The organism is Acidobacteriota bacterium (assembly GCA_016703965.1).
GTDB lineage: Bacteria > Acidobacteriota > Blastocatellia > Pyrinomonadales > Pyrinomonadaceae > OLB17.
Genome location: JADJBB010000021.1, coordinates 824,333 through 850,829, shown reverse-complemented (window position 1 = coordinate 850,829; position 26,497 = coordinate 824,333). Strand labels below are relative to the sequence as shown.

Genomic DNA, 26,497 nt, shown 5'->3' with positions numbered 1-26,497 from the left:
AGTTTCAGGTTCCGAGTTTGTGGAATTCGTGCTAATTTGATTTAACTTGGAACCGGAACTCGAAACTGATATCTATGTTTACTGTTGAGACACACGCCGCCTCGCACATCGGACGCGTCCGAAAAGGAAACGAGGACAACTACCTTCTGCTAAACATCTCGGACGCCAAGGCGTGGACGAGCTCGCAGGAGGACGGCGAATTTGTCATCGAAAGCCAGAAGTTCGACGTGACCGCTAACGGCGTTGTTATGGCGGTATCTGATGGTATGGGCGGAGCTTTAGCCGGCGAGGTCGCGAGCACAATGGCGGTCGAAACGGTGAGCGAAAAGATGCTCGACGAGGATTCGGATCAAACGTTAACGCCGGAGGAACAGGACCACTACCTCATCAGCAAACTCTACAACGCCACCGTTTTCGCCAACTATCTCATTCACCAGCAAGGCCGGACCGACCCACAGTTTCAGGGCATGGGAGCGACTTTTACCGGGATAGGTGTTACGCCTTCGTCAGCAGACATTATTCAAGTTGGTGACAGCCGCGCCTATCTTGTCCGCAGCGGCAAGATCTATCAGGTTACTAAAGACCAATCGCTTGTCCAACAGCTGATCGACGCTCACCAAATTTCGCCTGAAGAAGCTGAAACACACACACTTAAAAACGTGATCCTCCAAGCCCTTGGTGCCCAGAACGAGATATACCCTGTCTCTGCGCGGGTTACGCCTTGTAGGAATGATGTTTTTATTCTCTGCAGCGACGGCCTCTCAAATAAGGTAGGCGCGACAGACATGCAGCGGATCGTTCTCGATAATCAAGATGGACTGCAGAATGCTTGTGCGGAACTCGTTAAACTCGCCAATCAGAATGGTGGTGAAGACAACATCACGGTCGTCATCGCTAAATTCACTGGCGAGGGTCTCTCTGAACCGGTTGAAGAAGGCGTCAAGCTCGAACTCATAGATCTCGGCGGCATCCACGATACTGCAGATCAGGACCTCGGTGATGAAGATACGACCGAGATCATGAACCGCAGGCTCGAGGATTAATTCTCGTTGCGCCACTCGGGAAGTTCATTCGTCACCCGTCGAACGTAGATCGACGAGCCTCTAACTTCAACCACTTCGACCTTTTCGCCCTGGATCAAATCTGTTTCGCCCTCGATCGGATAGGCGGTCCACGTCGAACCATAAACTTTTACGGCTGCTTCGTTCAGCGCCCCTTTGCTCGCCTCCGACACCGTTCCAACCTTTCCGGGCAGGCCATCAACGCCGGACTTCATAGCATTCTTGTCATCGTGCGAAAAGTAGGCCGAGAAGATCGTCCTAGACATTGCCGTCAGGCTGATCGAAGTTATCGCAAATACAAGAAACTGCAAGAACAACCCGCCACCAAGCACGCCGACCAGAGCTGCAGCTATCGCTCCGATACCGAACCAAAGCAGCACAAACCCAAGCGTAAATATCTCCGCCACGATCAGCACGACACCCAAAACAAGCCACGGTATCCAAGCAAGTTGATCCATCAACTAGAATATACACGAATTAGCATGAATTTGATCACTGGTTTCAGGACTTTGGACTTCCGACTTCACTGACAAGTGACCCAAGACAACTGACAATGACTTCCTACTCGTGGTAATCTCTTAACACGGTTGCTGGGGTGGCGGAATTGGTAGACGCCCAGGACTTAAAATCCTGTGTCCTTAGGGACGTACGGGTTCGATTCCCGTCCCCAGTACCACTTAATCCTCAAGAACTTATCAATTTCTCAACGTACTTTGCGGTTTATTTAGAAACTGAGACGGAGTATTTGATGTTCGTCGCTGGCTTCAAGTTTTTTGCTGTGAGCACGATCCTGGTGATTGTCCGATCATTCCATTTTGACTTAAAGCTGCTGTATTCGGGGCCTTCCATAGACGGTTTTTCTAACGCAGATACAGCCCAGGCATTCGCATCATAACTCAGGACGACGACTTTTCCGCTAGGCATGGTAAGTCTGATCTTGCCTGGCTCCGAGATATCACCATCGCATACCGTCATAAAAACTTGCTGCAACGAAACAGGTTTTGCTATCGAATAATCATCAACGATAACTACAGTGTCGGCCTCACGATCGAGTTTTACGGTTCGGTTCCAGAAATTTATCCCAGCTTCTTTGGGATAGGCTTTCGAAATATCCATCGAGAGGGATGTAACGTTGTCATCCGATGAGTGCTTAACGTTTGAGGCTGTGAAAACCTTGCCAGCTTTCTGGCCGAAGCCGTTTATGATCGGCAGGTTGTGATATTCGGATTGCGTGAACCACAGCTCGTAGCGTTTTGATGAGAACGTTTTTGAGGTGTAGTTGCCGCGTCCGGTGTCGATAATCACTGGCTCGTTCCCTAAATAAACGATAAAGTCGCCAACATCATTGTGGTTGTGACTTTCGTCATTGTGCCCGGCGTGTGAGGCTAGGAAGAGACCGGATCTGGTTCTGGCCGTCATTGCCTCGATGTCCGAGAACCATGCGTCTGTAACCGGTGTGTAAGAGATTGTCGCGCTTGGCAGGTCTTTCACCGTCAGATAATTATCGATCCGTCGTGGTTTTTGAAAGCCCTCGCCGATCGTTAGCTTGTTTCTAGAATAGAGATATTGGCCAAATTCACTCAGCTTTTCGCCCTTGATCGCTTTTCCAAATCGATAAAGCAGCAGACCATCACCGCTGAATTTCGGATCTGCATCAGCAAAATCAACGAAATAATTATCCGCGATGTGCATCTTGTAGATGTAGGACGCCATCTTTTTGATCAACGGGTTATCGTAGATCGAGACGCGGCCGTTGGTCGCACTTTTTAGCACCTCAAGCGAATCAAATACACTGCCTCCCGCCGCGAACCAGTAGCTCGGCCCTTCGTCACAACCGCCATCTTCGCCGAGGCCGTTGATGTAGATATCGAGCCATTTCATGTACTGATAAAGGTTTTCCGCCCGCTTTGCCTCGTCCGGTTCGAGCAGGAGATTGGCGGTCATCAGGTTGGACATGATCCACGGGTTCCAGTTATTGACCTTCGTTGTGGCGTCTAGCCAGTTGTAGCGTTTTGCCTGTTTGATCGGTTCAAAGATCTTGCTGTACGCATCTGAGTAAATGCGTTTTCGCAGCAAAGGCGAAACTTTGTCGAGCTTTTCGCCAACGAAATAATCGGTTAACGCGAGCGTCGCCGCAGTTTCCGCGCCAAATAGATCGACCGTTGGATCGTCAGCGTCCGGCAAACCACTTCTTGCCTTTTGTACGGCGAGATGAGCCGGAACGCCCCAATACGTTTCTTCACATATGGCCCAGACGTAATTCGCAATTGCATCGGTAAATCGGCCTTTGTTCTCGATCGATTCTGCTAAGACGAGATCCATCAACTGATTACGGCGGCCAAACGACTTGGCCTCAAACCGGCCGCGATCGCCATTTCTCACATATTCGAGGATCAGGGTTGCCGGGATCTGCGGTATCTCTTTGGCGAGTGCCTGCTCACCTTTCTTCACGATCTCGTCTAGCAGGGTCTGCGGCACGCGGGCCTTCCATTCGGCCGGAGTTTTCGGGTACGGCTTCCACGCCGCCTTTGAGATAAGGCTGGCTTTTACGTCTTCGAGCTTGTAACGTGTTGCGAGCAGATTTCGTTGAGTGATCTGTCCAAAAACTGGACCCGAAAGGAGGATCAGGAAAATAATATATCGGAGCATATGACCCTTTTGGATTGGCATTATCTTGTAACACGATTATCTCGAAATTAGCTAATAGCTGTGAGCTCAAACGAGATAGCTAATCATGCTAATCTGAACTAGATGGGGGATTCGAACAAACGATCGCAGGCGATATTCGTGATCGCAGGTCCAACGGCGTCGGGCAAAACCGCTCTCGGGGTTGAGCTTGCTCTTCGTGTTGGTGGCGAGGTGATCAATTGCGATTCCGTGCAGATCTATCAGGGAATTCAGCTTGCTACCGCCAAACCCAGCGATGAAGAAATGCGAGGTGTGCCGCATCATTTGATCGGCTACGTGGATCCGAATATCGATTACACCGCGGGCGATTGGGCCCGCGATGCGGCAGCGAAGATCTACGAGATAGAATCTCGCGGCAAGGTTCCGATCCTGGTTGGCGGAACAGGATTTTACCTCCGTACCCTGCGTCAGCCATTGTTTGAGAGTCCAAAAACCGATACAGAATTGCGTGAGCGTTTCCGAACGATCCACAAAGATCACGGTTCTGAGCATCTTCATCGCATGCTTACTCGCGTCGATCGACAAACTGCCGAAAAGCTCGAACCTCGCGATTACATTCGCGTGATCCGTGCTCTCGAAGTTTATTTTCAAACTGGCGAGCCTCTCTCCAAACAGCAGTCAAATCTGCCAGAGCCTCCTGAATTTGCGGATCGGCTGAGCATTTTAGTACTCGATCCGCCGCGAGCCGAATTGTATGAAAAAATTAATGCCCGGGCCGAACTGCATTTTGCAGCAGGGCTCGTAAATGAAGTGAAACAGTTACTTGCAGACGGCGTAACAGATAGAGGGAATGCACTCGGCGCTCACGCGTATCGCCGGGTTTGTGAGTTTCTTCGGGGTGAGCGAACCCTGGAATCTGCTATCGAGCGATCAAAACAGGACGTTCGCAATTATGCCAAACGGCAAATGACGTGGTTCAGACGCGAGCCGGGCGTTATCTGGCTTGCTGGTTTTGGGACTGACCCGGCGATCATCAGCAAACTTTTCGAGCTGACCGGGAAGGAAGGTGGAACCACGAAATGACACGAAAAAGATAGCACTTGTTTTCGTGTTATTTCGTGGTTTTAGAACCGCTCTGACGAAAAAGATTGTCGTCTTGAGATTATTTGGTATAATCTCAGCGGGTTCCCTTACTAGAAAACTTAGACTTGAGGAATTGTTATGGAAAAGCAGGCTGCCCAGAACATTCAGGATGCCTTTCTAAACTCAGCTCGCCGCGAGCGGATAACGGTCGTAATTCATCTCCTTCAGGGGGCTACCGTTTCCGGGCGCATTAAGAGCTTTGATAAATTTTCGGTCTTGCTGGACGTCGGCGGCCCTGATGTATTGATCTTCAAGCATGCGATCTCCTCGATATCGCAGGAGCGGCGGCCCGCACCTGAACACCATTCGGCTTGAACGGCAAATTCATTACCTTTGAGGGCATCGACGGCAGCGGCAAATCGACACAGTTGAAAATGCTGGAGGCTGTTCTACGCAATAACGGCGTTGACCTCGTCATCACCCGCGAACCCGGCGGTACCGCACTCGGCAGAGCCTTGCGTGAAGCATTCCTCGAGACAACCGAACAAGTCGCACCAATGGCCGAGCTGCTGTCATTTGCCGCTGACCGGGCCCAACACGTCGAATTTCTTATAAAACCCGCGATCGCAAATGGCCGCGTTGTCATCTCAGATCGCTATGCGGACGCGACATTCGCATATCAGGGAGCCGGCCGCGGATTTCCGGAAGATAAAGTTCAACAAGTCATCGACCTTGCCACCGGTGGCCTAAAACCCGATCTCACTCTCTTTTTCGACATCGACGTTAGCGAAGCCATCAACCGCATGGCCGCTCGCGACGAATCCCACGCCAAACGCAACCGAATGGACGACGAGACCGCCGAGTTTTATACTCGGGTAAGGAATTCATACCTCGGTATCGCGGAGCGCGAGCCTGATAGGTTTAAGGTCGTGGATGCTTCCGGATCTATCGAAAAGATCCATGAGAAAGTGAAATTGATCGTCAACAATATGTTGGCCCAATAGTTGTAAACTTTTTTGTGCTTTTTGTGCCTTCTCGCGGCTAACCATTCTGGATGTTCAAAAATCTCGTCGGAAACGAACACGTCAAACAAACCCTGCGGCATCTGATCGCCAAGGGACGTGTGCCGAATTCCATGCTGCTTGCTGGCGACGAGGGAATCGGTAAGCGGCAATTCGCGATCGAGCTGTGCCGTTCGCTGATCTGCCAAGATCTTACCGATGGTGAGGCGTGCGGTGACTGTCCGGCGTGCCGCCGTGCCGGAACCTTCGCCTTCCCCAAACCCGACGACAAAGACGCCCACAAACGCGTCATTTTCTCAGATCACCCCGACGTCGGAATGGTCATCGCCTACAACCGAAACATCTCAGTCGACGCGATCCGCCATCTTGAATCCGAAGCCAACTTTCGCCCGTACGAAGCTCAATCCCGGTTCTTCATCATCGATAATGCCGACAAGATGAACGATCCGTCGGCAAATGCCCTGCTCAAAACGTTGGAGGAGCCGCCTGCAGGATCGCATATCTTCCTTGTTACCTCACGAGCCGATTCTATGCTGCCGACCATACGTTCTCGCTGCCAGATGCTAAGATTCGCTCCGGTTGGCACCGATGAGATCGAAAAATACCTGATCGCCGACCGTGCCTTCACCCACGACGAAGCCAAACTCGCCGCCCGGCTTTCACGCGGCAGCACTGGCAGAGCCGTCGCGATAAATATCGAGAAATTTCGCCAAAGGCGCGACCGCATGCTCGCAGTTGTGACTAATGCTCTGGAAACGAGCGACCGTGCGGCTCTGCTTCGCATCTCAGAAGAGATTAATGACGCTAAGAATAAGGATACCTTCGAAGAAAGTATCGACGTTCTCGCATCGCTTCTCCACGACGTATGGACGCTGCGTGTCAGCGGCGATGATCTGCGAGTGGTTAACTCCGATCTGTCTGATCGTCTCGGTGGCCTCGCTCGCCGGCCGGAAGCAGACAACATCCCCTCGTGGCTTGCCGACATCGACACGATGCGAGAGAATTTTGCTGTCAATATCAATCGGAAGATCGCCGCGGACGCACTATTCGTTTCGATGGCGTCTAATTAACATGCAGGCTGAACAGAACATTCCAGCGATCGATCTCAGTCCGATGACCGAGCGAATAGTCGCGGGCCTCGGGGCCGTTGTTATGGTTGCTGGATCGGGAGCGGTCGCGTATTTTGACCCAGCCAAAGCTAGTCTTTTTCCCGTTTGTCCGCTGTTCGCATTAACGGGCTGTGCGTGTCCTGGATGCGGATTGACGCGCGGGTTTCACGCATTATTTCGCGGCGATATCATCACGGCCCTCGATTTTAATGCATTGATCCCGTTATGGGCTTTGATCTGTGGTTGGGTGACGGTTTCGCTTGTCTTACTGGCAATTCGCGGCCGTGGACTCTACATGTGGCCGACCCGGCCTAAGTTCATGTACGCTTTTATGGTCGTCCTGGTGACATTTGGCGTATTGAGAAACATTCCTGCGTGGCCGCTGACGATCCTTTTTCCTTGATAGCTTAACGTCAGGACAACGAGCTTTTTTTTAACGCAAAGTCGCAGAGAAACAAAAAACGCAAAGGTAAGAAGGCCGCTACAAATTAGCTTCTACATCCTTCCTTTGCGTCTTCGCGACTTTGCGTTAAAAATTTCTTAAGTGATCTGAACTAGCGGTTTCGCTTCGAGCAGTGATTTCGCACCCGCACCTTCTTTTCTCAGAATTTCGACCTCTTTTACAAATTCCTCAACGATGTCAGCTCCAGCGACCTTTCGCATCGGGACGCCGTCTTTGAAGATCATGCCGACCTGGCGGCCGAAGGTGATGCCGAGCTGCGAATCGTGGGCTTCGCCGGGACCGTTGACGGCACAACCCATTATTGAAAGATGGAGCGGTTCCTCGACGTGGGCGAGGCGGCGTTCGACCTCGGTAACGATCTCGACGAAATTATCGATATCGAGCCGTCCGCAGGTCGGACACGCAACGACTGTGACGCCGCGTTTGCGGAGTTCGAGTGATTTGAGAATTTCCCAGCCCACGCGAACTTCCTCGTGTGGTTCTGCCGCCAGAGAAACACGGATCGTATCGCCAATCCCTTCGTGAAGGAGTATTCCAAGCCCGATCGCGGACTTGATCGTTCCGCCAAATGGCGTTCCGGCCTCGGTCACGCCGAGATGCAGCGGATAATCGACCTTTTCCGCCATCAAACGGTACGCCGCGACCATGCGGTTTACATCGGACGCTTTGAGCGAGATGATCGTGTCGGAAAAGCCAAGATCTTCGAGAATGCGGACATGGCGCATGCCGCTTTCAACCATTGCCTCGGGTGTCGCAGTGCCGTATTTTTTGAGGAGGTCTTTTTCGAGCGAACCACCGTTAACACCAATGCGGATGGGTACTTTACGAGCCTCCGCGGCGCGCACGACCTCACGGACGCGGTCGATCGACCCGATGTTTCCGGGATTCAGACGGAGTTTATCGATTCCTGCGTCAAGAGCTTTGAGCGCGAGTTTGTAATGAAAATGAATGTCCGCGACGATCGGCACATTGGTGCGTTTGCGTATCTCGTACATCGCCGCCGCCGCATCATCGTCAGGCACCGCAATTCGGACGATCTCGCAGCCGGCCGTGACCATTTCCTCGATCTGATGGATAGTTCCGTCGACGTCAGTCGTGTCGGTCTTCGTCATCGACTGCACCACGACCGGTGCTCCACCGCCGATCTGAATGTCGCGAACCATTACTGGTCTTGAAACTCGTTTCATATAACGGAACGCAGGCTGCCAGCCTGCGTTTCTCCAAAATATTATGTTACAAACTCGCAGGCTGGCAGCCTGCGTTCCGACTATCTTCCGATCAACCTAGATACGTCAAAGAAAATAACCGTCACCATCAGCAACAGGACGATCGCGAGGCCGCTTAGCTGGATTCTCTCTTTCGCCGCCATCGACAGGGTTTTACCGAACCAGGACATTACTTTCTCGATACCGAGAACCATGATCTGTCCGCCATCGAGCATCGGAATAGGCAGCAGGTTCATCACGCCAAGGCTAAGTGATATGTACATCAAAACCGAAAGCAGCCCGAAAAATCCGCTCGCAAAAACTGTCGTTACAATGACTTGGCCGATTCCGATCGGGCCCGAAACTGTGTCGCGCGCCGAGCGTTCGCCCGTTCCAACCTGACCGAGGGCTTTGCCGGTGAGACGTAAAATTCGCAGGTTTTGATTGACCGCTTCGCTAAACGCTCCGACAACGCCGACCGGTTCTCGCGTCACCATTAGAGACGAGTCGAAACCGATGCCGATACGCCATTCGCCGTCCTTCTGGACAGCGCTGGTCGTGATCTCGCTGCGTTGACCGTTGCGGTTTACGACGAGCTTGATCGGCTGATCTTTCGCTTCGCCGACCAGGATCTTCATCTCCTGGCTGTTGCGAATGGCTTTTTCGTTGACCGAAGTGATCCAGTCGCCCTTTTGCAGCCCTGACGCTCCAGCCGGCATCGTCGAATCGATCGAGCCGACAATTACGGGTTCAGTTCCCGCATCAGGTGCCATATCGAGAAAACCGCCCGATTGGCCATTTTCAGTTACTTTCGAGGGGGTGATCTTGAGATCTTTGCGCTGTCCATTACGTTCAACTGCTATCAAGACTTCTTTTTCCGGGATGAGCAGTGCATCGTCCTGAATGCGGTCCCACGAGGGATTTTCGATGCCGTCAAAACTCACGATTCGGTCGCCCGCCTGAAGTCCGGCTTTTGCCGCTGCACCGTCAGTCTTAACAAATCCGACGATCGGAGCGGGATTAGCCGGGATTCCGTACATCAGGTTCAACGTGAACGGTATTGCAAGAGCCAGCACGATATTCATGAACGGTCCGCCGATCATCACAAAGAACTTTTGCCAACGCGGACGCAGTTCGTATAGCTCAGAATCCGGAACTGGTTCTGCCGTGCTATCTTTAGCCTCAAGCGGCCCGGCTCCGTCATCGCCATAGAGTTTTACATAAGCTCCAAGCGGGATCGCCGACACTCGGTAATCCGTGTGGCCGATCTTGACCCCGAATAAACGCGGCCCCAAACCAAAGAAAGAATATGCCTCGACCCGCATCCCAAAGATCTTGGCCACGATGAAATGGCCGAACTCGTGGATGTTTATGGCAACACCGAGGACGAAAACTATAGCTAAAACTGCGATCAGAATATCTGGCATTTCAATAAATCCTACTAAAGGCTGTCAGTTAGACACACACTAACACGTTCCGGTTGCAGATAAACTCAGTTAGCTGCCACCGTTTTACTGAGTTTCATTATAGCGCGTGAGCGGGCCCATGTGTCAGTTTCCAAGATCGCCTCGAGGCTGTCGGCAGGCCGAGCTTCGTGTTCATCCATCACCGCTCGGTTGATCGCGGCGATCTCACTAAGCCTGATATTGCCATCGAGAAAGGCCTGAACGGCTATCTCGTTCGCTCCATTAAGAACTGCGGGCATCGTACCGCCGGTTCGAAGCGCCGAATACGCGAGACCGAGGCATGGGAAACGATCGAGATCGGGCTCTTCGAAATCTAGGCGGCTCAGCGTCGCGAGATCGAGCGGCGGCGTGCAGTTTTGCTGGCGAGACGGATATGTTAGAGCATATTGAATGGCATGCTTCATGTCGGTAACGCCCATCTGAGCAATGATCGAGCCGTCGATCATTTCGACCATCGAATGAACCACGGATTGCGGATGCACGACCACCGAGATCTGATCTGCCTCAAAGCCAAAAAGCCATTTAGCCTCAATGACTTCCAAGCCTTTGTTCATCAGTGTCGCCGAGTCGATCGTGATCTTCTCGCCCATTTTCCAATTCGGGTGATTGAGAGCTTCGTCGCGCGTGGCGTCTTCTATTTCTTCTCTGGTTTTCGTACGAAAAGGCCCGCCGGATGCGGTCAGGATGAGGCGTTTCACCTCTGTTGGATCTTCGCCCCGCAGGCATTGGTGAATGGCATTGTGTTCGCTGTCGACCGGGAGGATCTCCGCACCGGAACGCGCGGCAGCGGCGGTCATTAGCTCTCCGGCGATCACCAGGGTTTCTTTATTGGCTATAGCTACTCGCTTTCCGGCCTCGATCGCCCGCAGCGTCGGAACGAGACCGACGGCCCCGACAATTGCGGAAACTGCTGTCTCAGAGTCAGGATGGGTGGCTACCGAAACGAGCCCGTCATCACCAACTTCGATCTGCGGTATACGGCCTCCGATCCGTCCAATTTCCAATTTGAGCTGATCGGCGGATGCCGCGTCCTGGCAGGATACAAGTTCCGGCTGAAACCTCGCGATCTGCTCGGCAAATTTGAGTATATTGCGCCCGGCGGCCATCGCCACTACGCGAAAGTCGCCTAAATGTTCGATAACTTGGAGGGTATTGCAGCCGATCGAACCGGTGGAGCCTAGAATTGAGATTGGCTTCATACAGGATTTATAGAATACCACAATAAGTTCTTCCGATCGCCGTGTCGCGGGTATTGGCAGCCAGGGCTAAACGGTGGCCCGATCAGCTCATATTCTTTCTATCCTGCCTCTGAACAAAATCCTGCGGAGCTTCCATCCGGTTTAGCTTCAGTTCGCCTGCGGCCTGTTTGTCGGCGAGAAACTGATTGAATTCCGATGATCTGTTTTTCGGAACACTAAGCGTCCGCCATTCTGACGAGCGAAAGTGTTTGGCCAGGAAAACGATCTGCCCGATGTGATACGCATAATGCGTCATCTGCCGGTTCAACGCCTCGCAGATCGAGTGCGGTTCGCCGCGGATCGTTACCTTTCGCGAAAAATCTTCCACCGTCAGCGGCTCGATGTTATCGAACAAAACCTTCCAGCCTGATTCCCAAAACGCCATCAGCGATTCGCGGCTATCACCGGTCAGCTCAAATTCGGAATCGCGATCGCGAAAGTCTTTCTCACCATCTGTCGTCAAAAAATCGGTCCAACGCGATCTCAAATTGCCGGCTATGTGCTTCACGATCAGCGCGATCGAGTTCGCCTCAGGATCGATCAAGGCAAAGAAATCTTCATCGCTGACCTGCTCGATCGCCCGCTCGGCCAATTTTTTATAGTTTGCGAACGATTGGATCGCGTCTGAGTGATAATTCCTGATAATTTCGGTCATCTTGTTCTCTCAATATCCGCCGCATCAAGATATGTTTTGGACAGTTCCAGTGCTGCAAATATGTCGCGTGTAAAGTTCTTTCTGCCGACCCTTTCGACGAATCCGCTCTTTCGCATTATTCTGTAGACGCCGCGGGAAACCCCTGAAAATACCAGCACCTGGCCATTTCCGGCGGCCTCGTTCGCCAGCTCTTCAAGAACATGAACGCCACTCGCGTCGATGGTCGGGACTTGTCGCATCCTGAGGACGAGAACCTTAGGCTTCGTCGCGACTATACGGATCGACTCCTTGAATTGCCTGACAGCACCAAAAAATAACGATCCATAGATCTCAAAGACTTCAACACCCTTCGGGATCTCGATTCCCGCCATGTCACGTCCCCGAAACTCCTCATCCTCTTTTAGATTCTCAGTTATCAGGTCGACGTGCGTTTCGGTCGACATCTTTTGAAGGAATAGGAAAGCAGCGAGAAGTATCCCGACCTGGATCGCGACCGTCAATTCAATGAATACCGTTAGAAAGAAAGTTGCCAACAGGACGGCAATATCGCCTCGGGGACTGCTGAGCAAATGCTTGAATTCCCGCCATTCGCTCATGTTATAGGCGACAACGATCAGGATCGCCGCGAGCGTGGCCATCGGGATCATCGCTGCCCACTTGCCAATGAACAGAAGCACAAGGAGCAGAAATACGCAGTGTATGATCGCCGAGACGGGCGTCGTTCCGCCGCTCTTGATGTTTGTGGCGGTTCGGGCAATTGCCCCGGTTGCCGGAACTCCGCCGAACATCACAGAGACGATATTGCCCGCGCCTTGGGCGATAAGCTCCATGTTCGAACGATGGCGCGTTCCCATCATTCCGTCAGCGACCACAGCCGCAAGGAGAGATTCGAGGCCCGCAAGTATCGCGATCGTGATCGCCGGCGAGAACATGTCCTGGACCATCGCCCATGTCACGACCGGAAAATGCGGCATCGGCAATGTGTTCGGAACACCGCCAAATCGGGATTCGATCGTCGCGACCGGTATTTGAAAATACTGGACCACGAACGTCACCACGAGGATCGCGATCAGTGGCCCGGGCACGCGGTGCGTCACCTTCGGCCATAGAATGATGATCAATAATGAAGCCGCTCCAACCGCGATCGTGTATGGATCGATCGTTGCAGCGTGACGAACGTATTCGATCCATTTTTCGACAAAATCAGCCGGAACTTTGTCGATCTTCAGCCCGAGAAAATCGCTGACTTGTGACGAAAAAATGATGAGAGCAATGCCCGATGTAAATCCGATAACGACGGGATATGGGACGAATTTGAGAAAGGCTCCCATTCGGGCGAGCCCCATAATTATCAGTAAAACGCCCGCGATCAGCGTCGCTACAACCAGGCCGTCGTAGCCGTATTTCTGTACGATGCCGTAAACGATGACGATGAACGCACCGGTCGGCCCGCTGATCTGCGCACGCGATCCGCCGAGTACAGCGATCACGAATCCCGCAAAGATCGCCGTATAAAGCCCTTGCTCCGGCTTAACGCCGGACGCTATCGCGAGGGCGATAGCCAGCGGCAATGCCACAACCCCAACCGTCAAACCGCCCAAAAGATCGCCCTGAAACTGTTTCAGCGTGTATCCCTCGCGTAAAACAGTTATGAGCTTCGGTTCGAGTTTGCGGTACATTGGCGTTCCTGGTTAGATTATTCGTGTGCCGTCTTACTTTGCGTATCGCGATAGTAATCTTGAATAAAATCGCGCATGGGGAATTGCCACCAGCCAATGCCGAATTTTTCGGCTTCTTCGCTGGCCTGTTTGGCGTTCCAGCCGTCGTGCTTGATGCGATAGACAGCCATCACCGTTCCCGTTCGGTCGGCACCGCGGCGGCAATGGACGAAGACCGGTTGATTTTCCGGGAAGATCGATCGCGGACTCGATAGCCTCGATATCCTTTATGCTGGGACGACTCCAGTTTGCGAGCGGCATGTTGATGAACCGCAGCCCGGCGGCCTCGGCGATTTCTTTTTCCCGGCGAGCTCGTTCATCATCGTCGCGAAGGCTGATGACCGTAGCGAAACCTTGCTTCTTCAGCTCGGCAAACCCTGCGTCCTTAGGCTGCCCTCCGCGAGCTAGTTTGTCATTGACACGGAAGAAATTCGGCAAATCCTCAGATCCCACGCTGGCGTGCGATAGAAAATAAGACGTTAAGATCAGAACCAGAACTGCTGCTGCCGCGACGATACCGCGTTTTGCGTTACTCATATTATCTTGGATGCTATCTCAGACCGCGGATATGTATTCTGTTCACCGGTGCTCAGGTTCTTAAGCGTCACCGTGTTCTCAGCTATCTCGCTTTCGCCGATAACGCACACCCAAGGCACTTTTATTGAATCAGCATACTTGAACTGCTTACCAAGCTTATCAGCTTCAGGATAGACGGTCGTGCGGACGCCAGCCGTACGAAGTTCGGATGCAAGTTTCAGCGAATCGCCGATAGTTTCTTTGCCCGCGATCGTCACCAGCACGTCGGCCGGCGTCGATTCAGCGATCTCAGGCGGGAACATCCCGCGTTCTTCCATCACAACTAAAATGCGCTCGAGGCCGAGCGAAAACCCGCAAGCGGGGATCTGTTCCTTGCCAAACATGCCGATCAAACCGTCGTAACGTCCACCGCCGCCGAGACTGCCAGCGAGATCGGGGACGCTGATCTCCATGATCGCTCCGGTGTAATACGAAAGTCCTCGAGCAAGACTCGGATCTATGAGGATCGGAGACATCTCGGCGTATTTCAGTATCTCGCCAAACTCAGTTAGTGTTTCATTGCTAACGATATTGATGAGGTTGGCAAGAATCGTGGGGTTAATATCCTTTTCCTGATTATGGATCTCAGTCGTTTTCGCGAAGATCTCCATAAGCATCGTCGCCGCCTCGTCTGAGACCCCGCGAGAGTTCAATTCCGCCGCAACGCCGTCGGCACCGATCTTGTCGAGCTTATCTATTGCCACGAGAGCCTCGGTATGGAGCTCGCCGGGAACTCCGGCTTTGTCGAGAATGTCGGTCAATACGCGTCGGTCGTTGAGGCGGATCGTGAAATTGTCGAATCCTAGCTTCTTCAAAATTTCGCTGACGGCCGAAATAAGTTCCCCCTCGACGACCATCGAACTCGAGCCGATCGCATCAACATCACACTGATAAAACTCCCTAAAACGCCCGCGAGCCGGGCGATCAGCCCTCCAGACAGGCTGTATCTGATATCGCTTAAAAAACTTTGGCAGATCGTTCTTGTTATTCGCAACGACACGCGCGAGCGGAACGGTTAGATCGTACCGCAGGGCAAGATCGGAAAGGTCGGATTCTCTAAGCTCCTGTCTCCCGTCTCCTGTCTCCTGTCTCAACTTCTCGCCGCGTTTCAGTATTTTGAAGACCAGCTGATTCCCTTCTTCTCCATATTTGCCTAATAAAGTTTCGATGTTTTCGACAGCGGGCGTTTCGAGAGGCTCAAAGCCGTAGGATTCGTAGACTTCCTTGATGATGCCGATGACGTAGTTGCGTTTTCGGACGTCAGCGGGCAGGAAATCGCGCATTCCGCGGGCCGGGTTTGTACTTGCCATAAAAAACATTTTAGCCACGAATTACACGAATAGCACGAATCAGAATTCTTATTAGTGAAATTTGTGTAATGAGGATGTCTGAACGGTCCCGCCTTGGCCGTGGAGCGGCCGCAGAAAATAGCCAGATGCGAAGCTTCTGGTAAAGTAGTCGCGTGACCTCGCCGCGTCGGAGATGCGGTAAGATTAGCTGGTGCGGCTTCACCGCACTTAGATTCAGGGAATGCCGACAACCAGAAGCTCCGCATCTGGCTATTTTCTTACGCCGCTTCACGGCGAAGATTTTAATTTAGCCACTACCGCTCCACCGCCTAAATTGACTTTTCTTATTCGGGAGATTCGTGTAATTAGTGGCTAAATCCTTTTCACGATGCCATCAGTTCGACGATGTTTTCGATGTCGAACGAGAACGCGAAGACGGTTTCATCGTCCGACCTGACAATGCAGCCGCCCTCGCCGAGAACATCCAGCCCGGACGTTCGGGTTTCGATCACAATTCCCTCGTCAAACGGCGACTCGCAGGGCAACGCCGGATCGATAAAGACCGGCTTTCGTCCCGTCGACCGAAGAATCGCGCCAAGCTCGGTCAGCGTGTCGATGTTAACGATATTCAGCAAATTGCTGACGACGGTTTGGTTAATGTCGCGTTCCTGATTAAGGATCTCATCAGTCGTCAGGAAAAGCTCGGCAAGGACGGTCGAGGCATTTTCGGAAACGCCGGCCTCCTGCAATTCCGCCACAAAGCCCTCGATGTTGAATTTGCTAAAGCCACGAATAGCAGCAAAGGTCTTCTGCCGCAGTTTCGCGGGAACGCGAACCGTCTCCAATATGCTCGCCAACACGTCACTGTGACTAAGATAGATCGCAAAATTCTGCACGCCCAACCGCTCAAGCGTCTCATTCACCGCAAGTATCGCGTTCGCCTCGATCGAACTGTCGTCACTGCCGATATTCACCTGGAATGAAGCGCCGCTTTCAAGTCGTTCGAAACCGTAGCGCTCGCAAATTTCCTTAATAACGCTCGTCACGTGATCGCGTTTTTCAACATCACGAATCCCAGTGACTGCTTTGGTACTTGCCATGCTGCTATTTTACCGCAGAGAGGGAGAGAAAGAAATTTTGACCACAGATGGACACAGATCACGAGTTAGGGATTTGCCCGCGAAATACGCGAAATGACGCGAAATGTGATGAAAACAGAATGGCTGGGCAGCAAAGCCAAGTGCTGCCTTAGTTCTTCTGTTTTTCGCGCACTTTCGCGTATTTCGCGGGGAAGATCGGTCTTGATCTTGGTCGCGAGTTAGGGCTTTTGCCCGCGAAATACGCGAAATGACGCGAAATGTGATGAAAACGGAATGGCTGGGCAGCAAAGCCAAGTGCTGCCTTATTCACTGCCTTAGTTCTTCTGTTTTTCGCGCACTTTCGCGTATTTCGCGGGCAAGATCGGTCTTGATCTTGGTCGCGAGTTAGGGCTTTTGCCCGCGAAATACGCGAAATGACGCGAAATGGGATGAAAACAGAATGGCTCGCAACAAACCGAGTGCTACCTAGTTCATTTCCTTAGTTCTTCTTTTTTTCGCGTACTTTCGCGTATTTCGCGGGGAAGATCCGTCTTGATCTTGGTCGCGAGTTAGGGCTTTTGCCCGCGAAATGACGCGAAATGACGCGAAATGGGATGAAACCAGAACGACTCGCAGCAAGTCGAGTGCTGCCTCGTTCATTTCCTTAGTTCTTCTTTTTTTCGCGTACTTTCGCGTATTTCGCGGGCAGGATCTTTTCTGATCAGGAGTACTGATCTTTAAGTTCAACGTAGTTTCGCCACGACTTTTCCAGCATCGCGAGTTCGTCGGCAGTGAGTTCACGTTTTACTCTGGCGGGCGAGCCGACGACGAGAGAATTTGGCGGTATTTGCGTGCCCGGTGTTATCAACGCTCCCGCTCCGACGAGCGAATTGCGGCCGATCCGTGCCCCGTCCATGATTATCGCTCCCATGCCAATTAGACAACCGCTCTCGACATAGCACGCGTGCAGCGTGACACGGTGACCGATGGTGATGTTCTCTTCGAGGATGGTCGGCAAACCTTTGGAGCTGACATGGATCATCGTCATGTCCTGCACATTAGTCCGTGCCCCGACGCGAATATAATTCACATCCCCGCGAAGCACCGACCCATACCAAACGCTCGCATCCTCACCGATCTCAACGTCACCGATTATGACGGAATCGTCGGTCACGAAGGCGGTTTCGTGGATCTTTGGGTGAATGGAATTAAAGGGTTTTATCATGAGAACGCTTGGAAAGGTATCTTGATTTGTTCCGTGTTATTCCGTGCGATCCGTGGTGAAATTCCAAAGAATTAACCACGGATCACACTGAACGACACGGAACATGAAACGAAATTGTCATATCTTGATCGCATTATCTGGCAAATTTTCTTCGAATCGTCCCAACGGCTTGCTCCAGTTCCGTTACTTTCAATAGTTTTGCCGCGATCACGAATGAGACCGCACCCGCAGCGATCGGAACGAAGGCCTCGACTATTCTGAGCACGAGCGTCGCCGAGCCGTAATGGCCGAGCAGAGCGTGATAGCTCGCGTACGCAGCAACGGACATTACTGCTGATGCAGCCGCGATCTTTAGGAACGAAAAGATAATGTTGCGGCCATTGAGCCGCTTTATGCGGCCACGCAAGATCAATGCGAGGGCAAAGAAATTAACGAGAGCAACGATCGACGTGGCCAAGGCAACGCCGACATGGCCGTATCCACGCGGCGTTTCGGGCGTGACGCCGTAATTCGAGAGCCATTCGCGAAGGAAGTAGGAACCAATAAGGTTAACGCCGATCGACGCGAGAGCTATGATCATCGGCGTCTTGGCGTCGTTCAGGGCGTAGAAAGCGGGCGACAGGATCTTGATCGCGGCATAACCCGTAAGGCCGACAGAGTACCCGGCCAGCGCGGCAGCCGTCATACTAGTGTCCATCGCGTCGAATTTCCCGCGTTCATAGATCATCCGAACGATCGGCTCGCCCAGAATTATTAGCCCGCATGCCGACGGCAGCGTGAGCAGAAAGACCAGATTCATCGACGAAGAGATCGTATCGCGAAGGTCCTTAATTTTCCCTTCACTCGCGAGACGCGACATCACCGGAATTGCCGCCGTTCCTACAGCCACTCCGAAAACGCCGATCGGCAGCTGCATCAGCCGGAACGAGTAGCTGAGCCAGCTATTTGCCCCATCTATCCCAGCAACGAAATACGTGTTTATCATCACGTTTACCTGAACGGCCGACGTGCCGATTATCGCAGGCCCCATCAAGGCCATTACCTTGCGAACGCCTTCGTCTGCAAAGCTGAGTATCGGGGTAAAGCGAAAGCCAACGCGGATCAGCGACGGTATTTGCATCAAAAACTGCGCAGCTCCGCCAAGTAAAGTTCCGATCGCCATCCCGATAATTGCCCATTGCGATGCGAAGTCCGGGATAGCGGTCTTGTCATTTGACTCGGTCCAACCACCGCCGCTCAGCCAGTAAGCTACACCGAGCCCCACAATTATCGAGACAATATTGAAAACCGTAGAGGCCGAAGCCGGAACCCCAAAAACGCCTTTAGTATTCAAAACCCCCATCGCCAGGGCCGCCAGAGCGACCAGCATTATGAACGGGAACATTATCTGCGACAGCGTCGTCGCAAGTGCGGCTTTCTCAGGCGAGAAGCCATCTGCGATCAGCCCCACGAACTGCTTCGAAAATATGATGCCGACGATGCAGATCACGCTCATCACGACCGCAAGCAGATTGAGCACCAGGCTCGCGAGCCGCCAGGCTTCTTTTTCGCCCTTGTTTATCTGGTAATCGGTAAAAACCTTAACGAAAGCAACTGACAAAGCTCCCTCGGCAAACAGGTCGCGAAGGACATTTGGGATACGAAACGCCACGACATAGGCGTCATATAAAAACCCGGCACCAAAATACTTGGCAAAGATGACCTCACGCAGTAAACCCAAAACGCGCGAGAACATGACCGCGATCGAGACGATACCGGCAGAGCGGGCTACGCTGGTTTGTTTTGTCGCGGGTTTGGTTTCGGCCTCATCTATCGCCGCTGGTTCGGCAAGCGATTCGGGAGTTTCGGTCATCCCCTCTGACTCAGGTGCCGGCGTGTTTGTATTGTTGTCGCTCATCGGTCGAGCCGAAATTATCTCACGTTGGGTGCTAAGAAAAAAGACGATGTCTCGTGTTTGGCACTTAGCAGGAAATAAGGCTTTTTCTCTGAGGCTGCTGACCTATTTTTGGCGTACTGTTTTGCGACAAAATTGGTAAAGGATTTTGCACAAAAACACCTTCGACCAATCTCCCAAATAACTCTACCAATCAAGGCATTTATGCACGACAGAGCGGCCAACTCCTTTGACCAAACCAGTCTTTTCGCGTTTGATAACGCCGCAAACAGGGCTTTTTGTGAAAAGTGTGAATCGTTTCACACTTTTTGAACCCCAATTAGGCCTGCGCATGATTTTGCACTTTTTTTTCACCCCAAAAATAAAAAAAGAGGCTGCCTTTTCAGACAGCCTCAGATCGTTAAAGTTGTTCCCGCATTTCTAGTTGCCGTACGCGTAACCCGTCGGATAGCTGACCCGAGTTCGCGCGAGCCTCGTATCGAGTGAGATCACATCGTAGGTCATCGGCATCGCTCCGCCAAATTGGCCCTGCACGAGCGATACAAATCCGTTCTGGAAGCTCCGGAATTTGGCAACGCCGCCTCGCATGTTAAAGATAACGAACAGCAGCCGGCCATTCCGAGTGTTGACCTCACCAGCCAAGGCGCTGACACCGCCGTCTGTGTTGGGAAGCGTGCCGGTTTTACCAACAACGCTGCCGCGGGCAAAATCCGCGTCAAATCTTCCTTCGAGCGTTCCCTTATCGATCCCGGCTACCGGCATGATATCGGCAAACGTCATTTTGTAGCGTGCTAAGTCATTCCTAAGCGAACGCAGCAACTTCATCATCGCGTTAGGCGTCACACGGTTGTACCCAAGGCCGCTCGACGTTGCGATCGAGAATTCCTGCGGTTGGACACCGGCATTTAGCTGAACGAGCCGGGCCACCGCAAATGGACCACCGACAAGGTCACCTAATTTCTCAGCCAGGAAATTATTTGAGTAACACATCGTCGCCTTAAGTATCTCGCGAAGCTGTGTGGACTCATGGGTAAATAGCAGATTTAGATTGCTAGGTATTGGCTGGACATATGTCGAACCCGTAAAAGTTACGCCCGGGACGAAATTGACCTGATTAAACTTGCCGGAATACGACAAATGGTTCAGCCAAAGCTTAGTTGCAGCAGCGTTGCGCTTCGACATGTCCATCGTCGAAGCCAGTGTTTGGGCAGAAACGAGCGACGAGCCGGAGTAGTTCATCACGAAATTATCCGTCACGATAAGGTCGCCCGATACGGTTCGAACACCTAGCCGATTTAGCTCATAAGCCAACGTAACAGCATGCTGGTATCCAAACATCGGGTCTTTGCCCGATACATAAAGGTTGCCGTTCAGTGTGCCTGTATTGCGATCGATCGCGCCATCTGTATAGACGTTGGTCATGAACCGAAACTCCGGGCCAAAAGTCTTAAGAACCGCGTATGTGGTTGCGATCTTTACATTTGACGCCGGATTGAAGGTAAAGTTCGAGTTGCTCTCGACCACGACGTTCCCGTCAAGCGATTCGACTAAAATACCGGAATATCCCGGAGGCTGCACCTCGGCCAGAGCCGGAAACAGCGTTCGCATTCCACCCATCGGAACTGCTGTCGAACTGCCGGTTTTCGAAACCAGAGGCGTCGGTGTAGGAATTACTTGATTCGACTGACTGGCCGAGTAATTCTCGTTCTTTACCTGAATATCCTGCAGCAGCGGCGATTTGGATTGACCAACGCTCACGGCTGTCAAAACAAACGGAAGTAGAGCGACAAGTAATGATCGAAGAATATTTTCGGCAGGCCTTTTCATTGAACTTTTATCGCTTGTTTTGATCGGTAGGCAGGATGGGCGCCAAAGTCGTCTGACGCAATTAAGAGAATAGCACAGAGGCTGCCAAGTTTTCAAATTTTTGGATTTTCCATGTCCACGCCATAAACCGAGTCGCCGTGTCCTAAGATGATTTCAGGTCGGTCAGCGATGCATCCGATCAATGAAATGCCTACTGACTGCTTTTTTATACACAAATCCAGTCAGAAATGAAAGGTTTTTTAGGCGGAATCGCTAACAGTACGATTTACGTGGTCCCGGCAGCCGCGGCTTTTTGCAGGTACTTGACCATGGTGATCTGGGTTCCATCGTCAGTTTTATTGATATTGACCTCATCCATCAAGCCCTTAATAAGTTTCAGTCCCCACCCTCGCCGGGCCGCGTCCGGGGCATTTGGGTTAGGCTGTTTATCGGTAAGCCGAACACCACGGTTTGTGACGGTGATCGTGATCTTGTCGGCGGCGACTGAGAATTTTTGATGAATTCGGCGGTCAGGACTAAGTGAATGTTCTGTGGCGTTTATGCAAGCCTCGACAAGTGCGGTCTTGATCTGATTGATCGATCTGGTAGGAAAGTTGTGCCGTTTCGCGATCTCTTCGACGGTATGGGCTGCGATCATTTCTGTATCCTCACCCATGGGCACGACGATCTCGTAATCGTCGGCAGAATCGGCCTTTTCCGGCGACATATCCGCATTGAGGAGCGAAGCTAAGAGGTCAACCTGCTTGCGGCTCGATCCTAGTGCCCCGCGATCGTTAAGGACACCGATAGCTTCGGGATCGAATCCTTCCGGAGCGATCAGCCAAAGTTGGTACGCAGCAAAACCGGAGGCTACCGCTACCATTTCGAGCCGATCACACCAAAATTCTGTGACATCGCGCTTCGCTTCGAGTTTTGAATCGATCTGGACGACCACCCACGCAACTTCGTCTCTATTGGCGTTGTCACGGAACCCAAGTCCGACCGCCGAACGCTCTGGCTCGCACTTTTCGTTGAGTTTCGGGTAAAATGCCGACGTTTTCGCTGTGTAGACGATGTGCGGCAACTCGATGACCGTATTGTCCTCTTTCAACAATTTCAGGACTCGCTCGTCATCAACTCCTTTGAGTTCTTCCTTGAATCGCGAGTAATCGAACAATGCCCCGGATATGCGCCGTCCGTCAAATGCAGTCAGCAACCCACGAAGGCCGATCGACGAGGTTTGGCGATAAAACCGGGCCAAAAGCTGAGGCGCCCGCTTTATATTTTTCGCGAGAGTATCACCGACAACTGTCGCCCGCTGTTCGCGATCCATCTCCAGACGTTTCCGTCCGGCGATCCAGTCGCAAAGGACGATGTTTTCCGGGTCGAGCACCACCGAATCGGAGCTGACATTTAGAATTTCGGCTTGGTGAAGTGAATCCAGCAGAACCTCAAATTCCGGATCTGGCAAATGCAGATGCCGTCTCCAGTAATTTACGGGTACGCTGCTGCTCCGCGCGGCAATATTCTCCGCCAAAAGCCACATGACCTTAGATCGATGGGCCGCATTCGGTACCAGTTCGTCGATCAAATCATCAAAATAACAACCGATCCGCCCACCAAATATCTCGTCCGTGTAAACCTGTTCGACGTGCTCAAAAGAGTTCAGGTCGTGCCCGGCTGCCAAGGCGGCAGCAAAGATCGAGCTGATAAAACCAGCGTTAGAAACCAGTTGGACCGCAACGAGATCACGGGTTTGCTCGTTCATCTTTACTCCACTCTTCCTGGAGAGATATTTAGCAAATGCTCCCGCTTCCTCAAAAGAAAAGGTGTCGAACGGGATGGTGTCGAATTCTGTACTTGCAAACAATGCCCGACGACGGCCAGCAAGTACAATTGGCAGCGATGCGCGTTCAAAGGTACCGCTCACAGCATCAAACAACGCCTCGCCGCCGCCCAGTTCCTTAGCGACGTGCAGGTTGTCAACCAACAGGAATGGCCGCGCACCGTTTGCCGCAGCACGTAGCGGAGCACCCAGGCAATTTCGTATCGAGCTCGGGTCGTCAAGTCCTTCCTGCACGGACATTTCCACCAGCCGATCGACCCAGTATCCGTCCTCAGGTACCGCCAGATCAGCAATTTCATTCAAGTCAGGAGCGGACTCGATTATTTTAGGATCGGCACGGCGAAATGCTACGGTCTGCTGCAAGAACTCGCGGAGAAACCTCCTGGCGGCGTTATGAGCGGTTCTATCGCTTTTCCTGAACTCAAAGTAAAACGGGATCGTTTCGCCTTGCTCAATGAACAACCGGTCGTAAGCATGCCTGAGAAGTTCGGAAGTACCGATGCGTGGTGCAACGAGAAGAAGAAGGCCGCCTGAACCGTCTCTGGCATGCTTGAGCAGCCTATCGACATGCGAGGCCCGACCAACAAAATCGGTCTGATCCGTTCTCGCGAATATCCTTTTCACCAAAGGTCTTCTCATCGGGCTACTGCTAATTCTTCGATCTAAAAGTCTAGTTTTTCAAATGGAAGGACGCGATTGCGGCCTCGTTTTTTCGCCTCATACAATGCCTTATCAGCTGCTTTAACGAGATCGATCGCGGAGCAGAGATCGGCAGAACAACTTGCAATACCGATACTTATCGTAACGCGGCGATGCGGGAATCTAGTTTCGGCAATGTTGCTCCGAATACGCTCGGCAATTGCCCCAGCTTCTTCACCGGTCGTCTGTGGAAGCAGGATCGAAAACTCCTCACCGCCGTACCGGGCCGCAACGTCAGCACCGCGCAGCGTCTCGCGAATAACGTGGCCAACGAGTTTGAGTGCCTCGTCGCCGGCCGGATGGCCGAATTGGTCGTTGTAAGATTTAAAATGATCGACGTCGATCATCATAAAACTCATCGGAAATCCGTGCCGATTAGAGCGTTTTACCTCTTCCATCAAGCGAGCCTCGATATATCGGCGATTTAGAAGCCCCGTAAGAGCGTCGGTCACAGACAACTGTTCGAACTCACCCGCTTTTTCCTTCAGCGAAGCACGATCGATGGCAACCGCTAGCTGCGGAGCGATTGCGTTGAAAAGATTGAGTGAGCCCCGATCAAAAGGCTTTCCCGTCACTCTGTCAGCAAAACTCATCACTCCGATAGTACGGCCCGAGATCGACAGCGGACAACTTATGAACGATGCGGTCTTGTAATTTCGGCTTGCTCCCGCCGGCGGCAAGCCAGTTTTTGCGACGTCTGGAACGATGATCGGTTTATTCTTATCAAAAACGAGCCTTGCTACACGAGCCCCGACGACCTCGTCCTTGCCGGGGCGGCCCAAGCCGCCAATAAGAGCCATCAACTGGAGCGACTGCGACCGTTCGTCGAGGATCATTAATGACGCTCGCTCTGCCCCGAGCATCTCGGCCGCATTCTGTGTGAGCTTTAGCCAGAGGTCGTCCGCATCAATGTTTTTCAGGCTTTCGCTGAATCTTCGAACAGCCGTCGAGAGCGATTCGCCGCGTGCGACCTGGCTGCGGAGCCGCAGGATCTCAAGCTGCGGAGCGATCGACTGGCAAATACGCGCGATATGGCGTTTTACTTTTTCCTCCTCGATGTTTTCGAGGATCGCTATCGCGGCCGATATCTCGCCGCCGAGGCCGATCGGGAAAAGGTACATCGTCCGCGGCTTCGCTTCGGCTCCTTCTTTAGGCTTCTCGTTGATCTCAAGCGGCATTTCTTTCTGAGCCGCTTCGATCAAACGATGGTCGTCCGAAGCAATACCAAGCCGAACCTTGCGGTTTTTCATTTCGCCGTATGCTGCGGCGTTTTCAAGGCGTTTGTCGTTTTTTTCGAGCCAAACGGTGGCTGAGAGACCATATTGAATTGCGATAAATTCAAGGATCGAATCCGCCGCCTTCGGATAGTCGACCTTTAAAAGCGACCCAAAGAAAGAGCGCCACGCACGAGCTTCAGCAGCACGCTTTTCATTAGATCTTGGTTTTTCCTCAACGATGGCCTCTATTTCTGGTTCACTGTTGACGGGTGCGGGCTCGGTTTGGGATTCAGTAGCTTGCCTGATCTCAAGAAACGGCTCGTCATCCACACTTTTCTTTTCAACCGATTGCTGAACAGCCTTTTGGGGCGTCGGTACGAGGCCGAGTTCGCGGTTGAATCGGGCAACGATATTTGATTGAGCCGAAACAGGTTTTGGCCGTGGCGGCTCGATGTTTTTTGCCTCGATTATCGGCTGAACGGTATTTTCTGGACGCGTATGGCTTGGTTCCGGTGTTTCTGCTAACTCAGGTTCCACAGCTTCAACACGTAACGTTCTTGGCATCAGGACCTCGATCTCGGCGGCAGCTTTGTCGAGTACGGACGCAGAACCGGCGAGCAGAACATTCTCAAAAAACTCAGCCGGAGAATGATCTTTCCAGTCGCCAGATATCGCCCGCGTGGTAGCCCGCCGGTAATTTTCGGCTTTTATAAAGGTACGCCCGATTATTGCGACCAGTGGAACGCCTTCGTCATCGACGGGCACAACGCGGCATTCCAGCCCTGCGTGGCACGTGAATGAAACAGTCGCACCGACCTCTGATGCCTCTTCGAACGCGGTGCCGCAAAATGCTTTGCAATGCGTGTTGAATTTCCCGGCCGGATTGAGACTGCGACAGATCGAGTTATTGTTCGCAACATAGATCTCGGTCGAGGCCTGATCGACAAGGGCCACCGCGATGCCGTTTTTGTCAGCCAGTCGATCTATTGCTGCTTTGTCCGATATTCCCTGCTGCACTTTTCGTTTTCTCGCAAAAATAATTGGTTCCCGCCCCCTATGATATTCGCTCGGCGTTACCTACATCGATTTGTTATGTACCAGCAAAAACGGTTAATAGGTGGATAGTTTCACGAAAAAATTAGACCGGGGAACGAACGGTCGTAATCCTCTTCAATTGTCTATTGTTCGCTATCGTACTTTCAAACGCTGCCAATACGA

General features: G+C 52.3%; 21 protein-coding genes and 1 tRNA gene. 7 read left to right on the top strand and 15 right to left on the bottom strand.

Annotation, left to right across the window (positions count from 1 at the left end; all coding sequences use genetic code 11):
• The first annotated feature begins 74 nt into the window (after nt 1–74).
• Nucleotides 75–1,043, top strand: coding sequence for a serine/threonine-protein phosphatase (locus tag IPG22_11330; GenBank protein MBK6588876.1), 969 nt, complete (start codon nt 75–77; stop codon nt 1,041–1,043).
• Here IPG22_11330 and IPG22_11325 read toward each other — a convergent pair.
• Nucleotides 1,040–1,519, bottom strand: a complete 480-nt coding sequence (locus tag IPG22_11325) for an NfeD family protein (GenBank protein MBK6588875.1) — start codon at nt 1,517–1,519, stop codon at nt 1,040–1,042. The two genes, IPG22_11330 and IPG22_11325, sit on opposite strands and share 4 nt — an antisense overlap.
• A gap of 131 nt (nt 1,520–1,650) precedes the next feature.
• On the opposite strand from IPG22_11325, the gene IPG22_11320 reads away from it, so the two are divergent.
• Nucleotides 1,651–1,737: transfer RNA gene (locus IPG22_11320), tRNA-Leu, on the top strand.
• A gap of 44 nt (nt 1,738–1,781) precedes the next feature.
• On the opposite strand, the gene IPG22_11315 is transcribed toward IPG22_11320, so the two are convergent.
• Entirely contained in the window at nt 1,782–3,710 is a 1,929-nt protein-coding gene (locus tag IPG22_11315; protein ID MBK6588874.1) for a heparinase II/III family protein, read from the bottom strand.
• A 102-nt stretch (nt 3,711–3,812) separates the two neighbouring features.
• Here IPG22_11315 and miaA point away from each other — a divergent pair, with 102 nt between their 5' ends.
• From miaA to IPG22_11290, 5 genes are all read left to right on the top strand, one after another.
• Nucleotides 3,813–4,772, top strand: coding sequence for a tRNA (adenosine(37)-N6)-dimethylallyltransferase MiaA (miaA, locus tag IPG22_11310; protein MBK6588873.1), 960 nt, complete (start codon nt 3,813–3,815; stop codon nt 4,770–4,772).
• A gap of 138 nt (nt 4,773–4,910) precedes the next feature.
• Nucleotides 4,911–5,147: an RNA chaperone Hfq gene (gene hfq, locus IPG22_11305; GenBank protein MBK6588872.1), complete on the top strand. Its 237-nt coding sequence runs from the start codon at nt 4,911–4,913 to the stop codon at nt 5,145–5,147.
• Nucleotides 5,144–5,776 (top strand): dTMP kinase, encoded by a 633-nt coding sequence (locus tag IPG22_11300; protein MBK6588871.1) that lies wholly within the window; start codon nt 5,144–5,146, stop codon nt 5,774–5,776. The genes hfq and IPG22_11300 overlap by 4 nt, the downstream gene beginning before the upstream one ends.
• A gap of 50 nt (nt 5,777–5,826) precedes the next feature.
• Nucleotides 5,827–6,864: a DNA polymerase III subunit delta' gene (locus IPG22_11295; protein MBK6588870.1), complete on the top strand. Its 1,038-nt coding sequence runs from the start codon at nt 5,827–5,829 to the stop codon at nt 6,862–6,864.
• Nucleotide 6,865: 1 nt separating this feature from the next.
• Complete coding sequence (locus IPG22_11290; GenBank protein ID MBK6588869.1) at nt 6,866–7,306, top strand: DUF2752 domain-containing protein; 441 nt, start codon at nt 6,866–6,868, stop codon at nt 7,304–7,306.
• A gap of 137 nt (nt 7,307–7,443) precedes the next feature.
• Here the strand turns inward: IPG22_11290 and ispG are convergent, their stop codons facing one another.
• The 13 genes from ispG to IPG22_11225 form a co-directional block, all read right to left on the bottom strand.
• The gene (ispG, locus tag IPG22_11285) at nt 7,444–8,553 is read right to left on the bottom strand and encodes a flavodoxin-dependent (E)-4-hydroxy-3-methylbut-2-enyl-diphosphate synthase (GenBank protein ID MBK6588868.1); all 1,110 of its coding nucleotides are present in this window, start codon (nt 8,551–8,553) and stop codon (nt 7,444–7,446) included.
• Nucleotides 8,554–8,633: 80 nt separating this feature from the next.
• Nucleotides 8,634–9,998, bottom strand: coding sequence for an RIP metalloprotease RseP (rseP, locus tag IPG22_11280; protein ID MBK6588867.1), 1,365 nt, complete (start codon nt 9,996–9,998; stop codon nt 8,634–8,636).
• Nucleotides 9,999–10,063: 65 nt separating this feature from the next.
• Nucleotides 10,064–11,236: a 1-deoxy-D-xylulose-5-phosphate reductoisomerase gene (locus IPG22_11275; protein MBK6588866.1), complete on the bottom strand. Its 1,173-nt coding sequence runs from the start codon at nt 11,234–11,236 to the stop codon at nt 10,064–10,066.
• A gap of 82 nt (nt 11,237–11,318) precedes the next feature.
• Nucleotides 11,319–11,930 (bottom strand): DUF1572 family protein, encoded by a 612-nt coding sequence (locus IPG22_11270; protein MBK6588865.1) that lies wholly within the window; start codon nt 11,928–11,930, stop codon nt 11,319–11,321.
• Nucleotides 11,927–13,609, bottom strand: a complete 1,683-nt coding sequence (sulP, locus tag IPG22_11265; GenBank protein MBK6588864.1) for a sulfate permease — start codon at nt 13,607–13,609, stop codon at nt 11,927–11,929. Before sulP ends, IPG22_11270 begins: the two co-directional genes overlap by 4 nt.
• Before the next feature lie 33 nt (nt 13,610–13,642).
• Nucleotides 13,643–14,185 (bottom strand): hypothetical protein, encoded by a 543-nt coding sequence (locus tag IPG22_11260; GenBank protein ID MBK6588863.1) that lies wholly within the window; start codon nt 14,183–14,185, stop codon nt 13,643–13,645.
• Complete coding sequence (gene hisS, locus IPG22_11255; protein MBK6588862.1) at nt 14,182–15,534, bottom strand: histidine--tRNA ligase; 1,353 nt, start codon at nt 15,532–15,534, stop codon at nt 14,182–14,184. The genes IPG22_11260 and hisS overlap by 4 nt, the downstream gene beginning before the upstream one ends.
• Nucleotides 15,535–15,896: 362 nt before the next feature.
• Nucleotides 15,897–16,613: an ATP phosphoribosyltransferase regulatory subunit gene (locus tag IPG22_11250; GenBank protein MBK6588861.1), complete on the bottom strand. Its 717-nt coding sequence runs from the start codon at nt 16,611–16,613 to the stop codon at nt 15,897–15,899.
• Between the two features lie 700 nt (nt 16,614–17,313).
• Nucleotides 17,314–17,817, bottom strand: a complete 504-nt coding sequence (locus IPG22_11245) for a gamma carbonic anhydrase family protein (GenBank protein MBK6588860.1) — start codon at nt 17,815–17,817, stop codon at nt 17,314–17,316.
• A 133-nt stretch (nt 17,818–17,950) separates the two neighbouring features.
• Nucleotides 17,951–19,714, bottom strand: coding sequence for a murein biosynthesis integral membrane protein MurJ (gene murJ / locus IPG22_11240; protein ID MBK6588859.1), 1,764 nt, complete (start codon nt 19,712–19,714; stop codon nt 17,951–17,953).
• 417 nt (nt 19,715–20,131) lie between these two features.
• On the bottom strand, nt 20,132–21,538 hold the full coding sequence (locus tag IPG22_11235) for a D-alanyl-D-alanine carboxypeptidase (protein ID MBK6588858.1): 1,407 nt from the start codon (nt 21,536–21,538) through the stop codon (nt 20,132–20,134).
• Nucleotides 21,539–21,803: 265 nt separating this feature from the next.
• Nucleotides 21,804–23,987: an ATP-binding protein gene (locus IPG22_11230; GenBank protein ID MBK6588857.1), complete on the bottom strand. Its 2,184-nt coding sequence runs from the start codon at nt 23,985–23,987 to the stop codon at nt 21,804–21,806.
• Nucleotides 23,988–24,025: 38 nt separating this feature from the next.
• Nucleotides 24,026–26,296, bottom strand: coding sequence for a diguanylate cyclase (locus IPG22_11225; GenBank protein MBK6588856.1), 2,271 nt, complete (start codon nt 26,294–26,296; stop codon nt 24,026–24,028).
• Nucleotides 26,297–26,497: the final 201 nt, after the last annotated feature.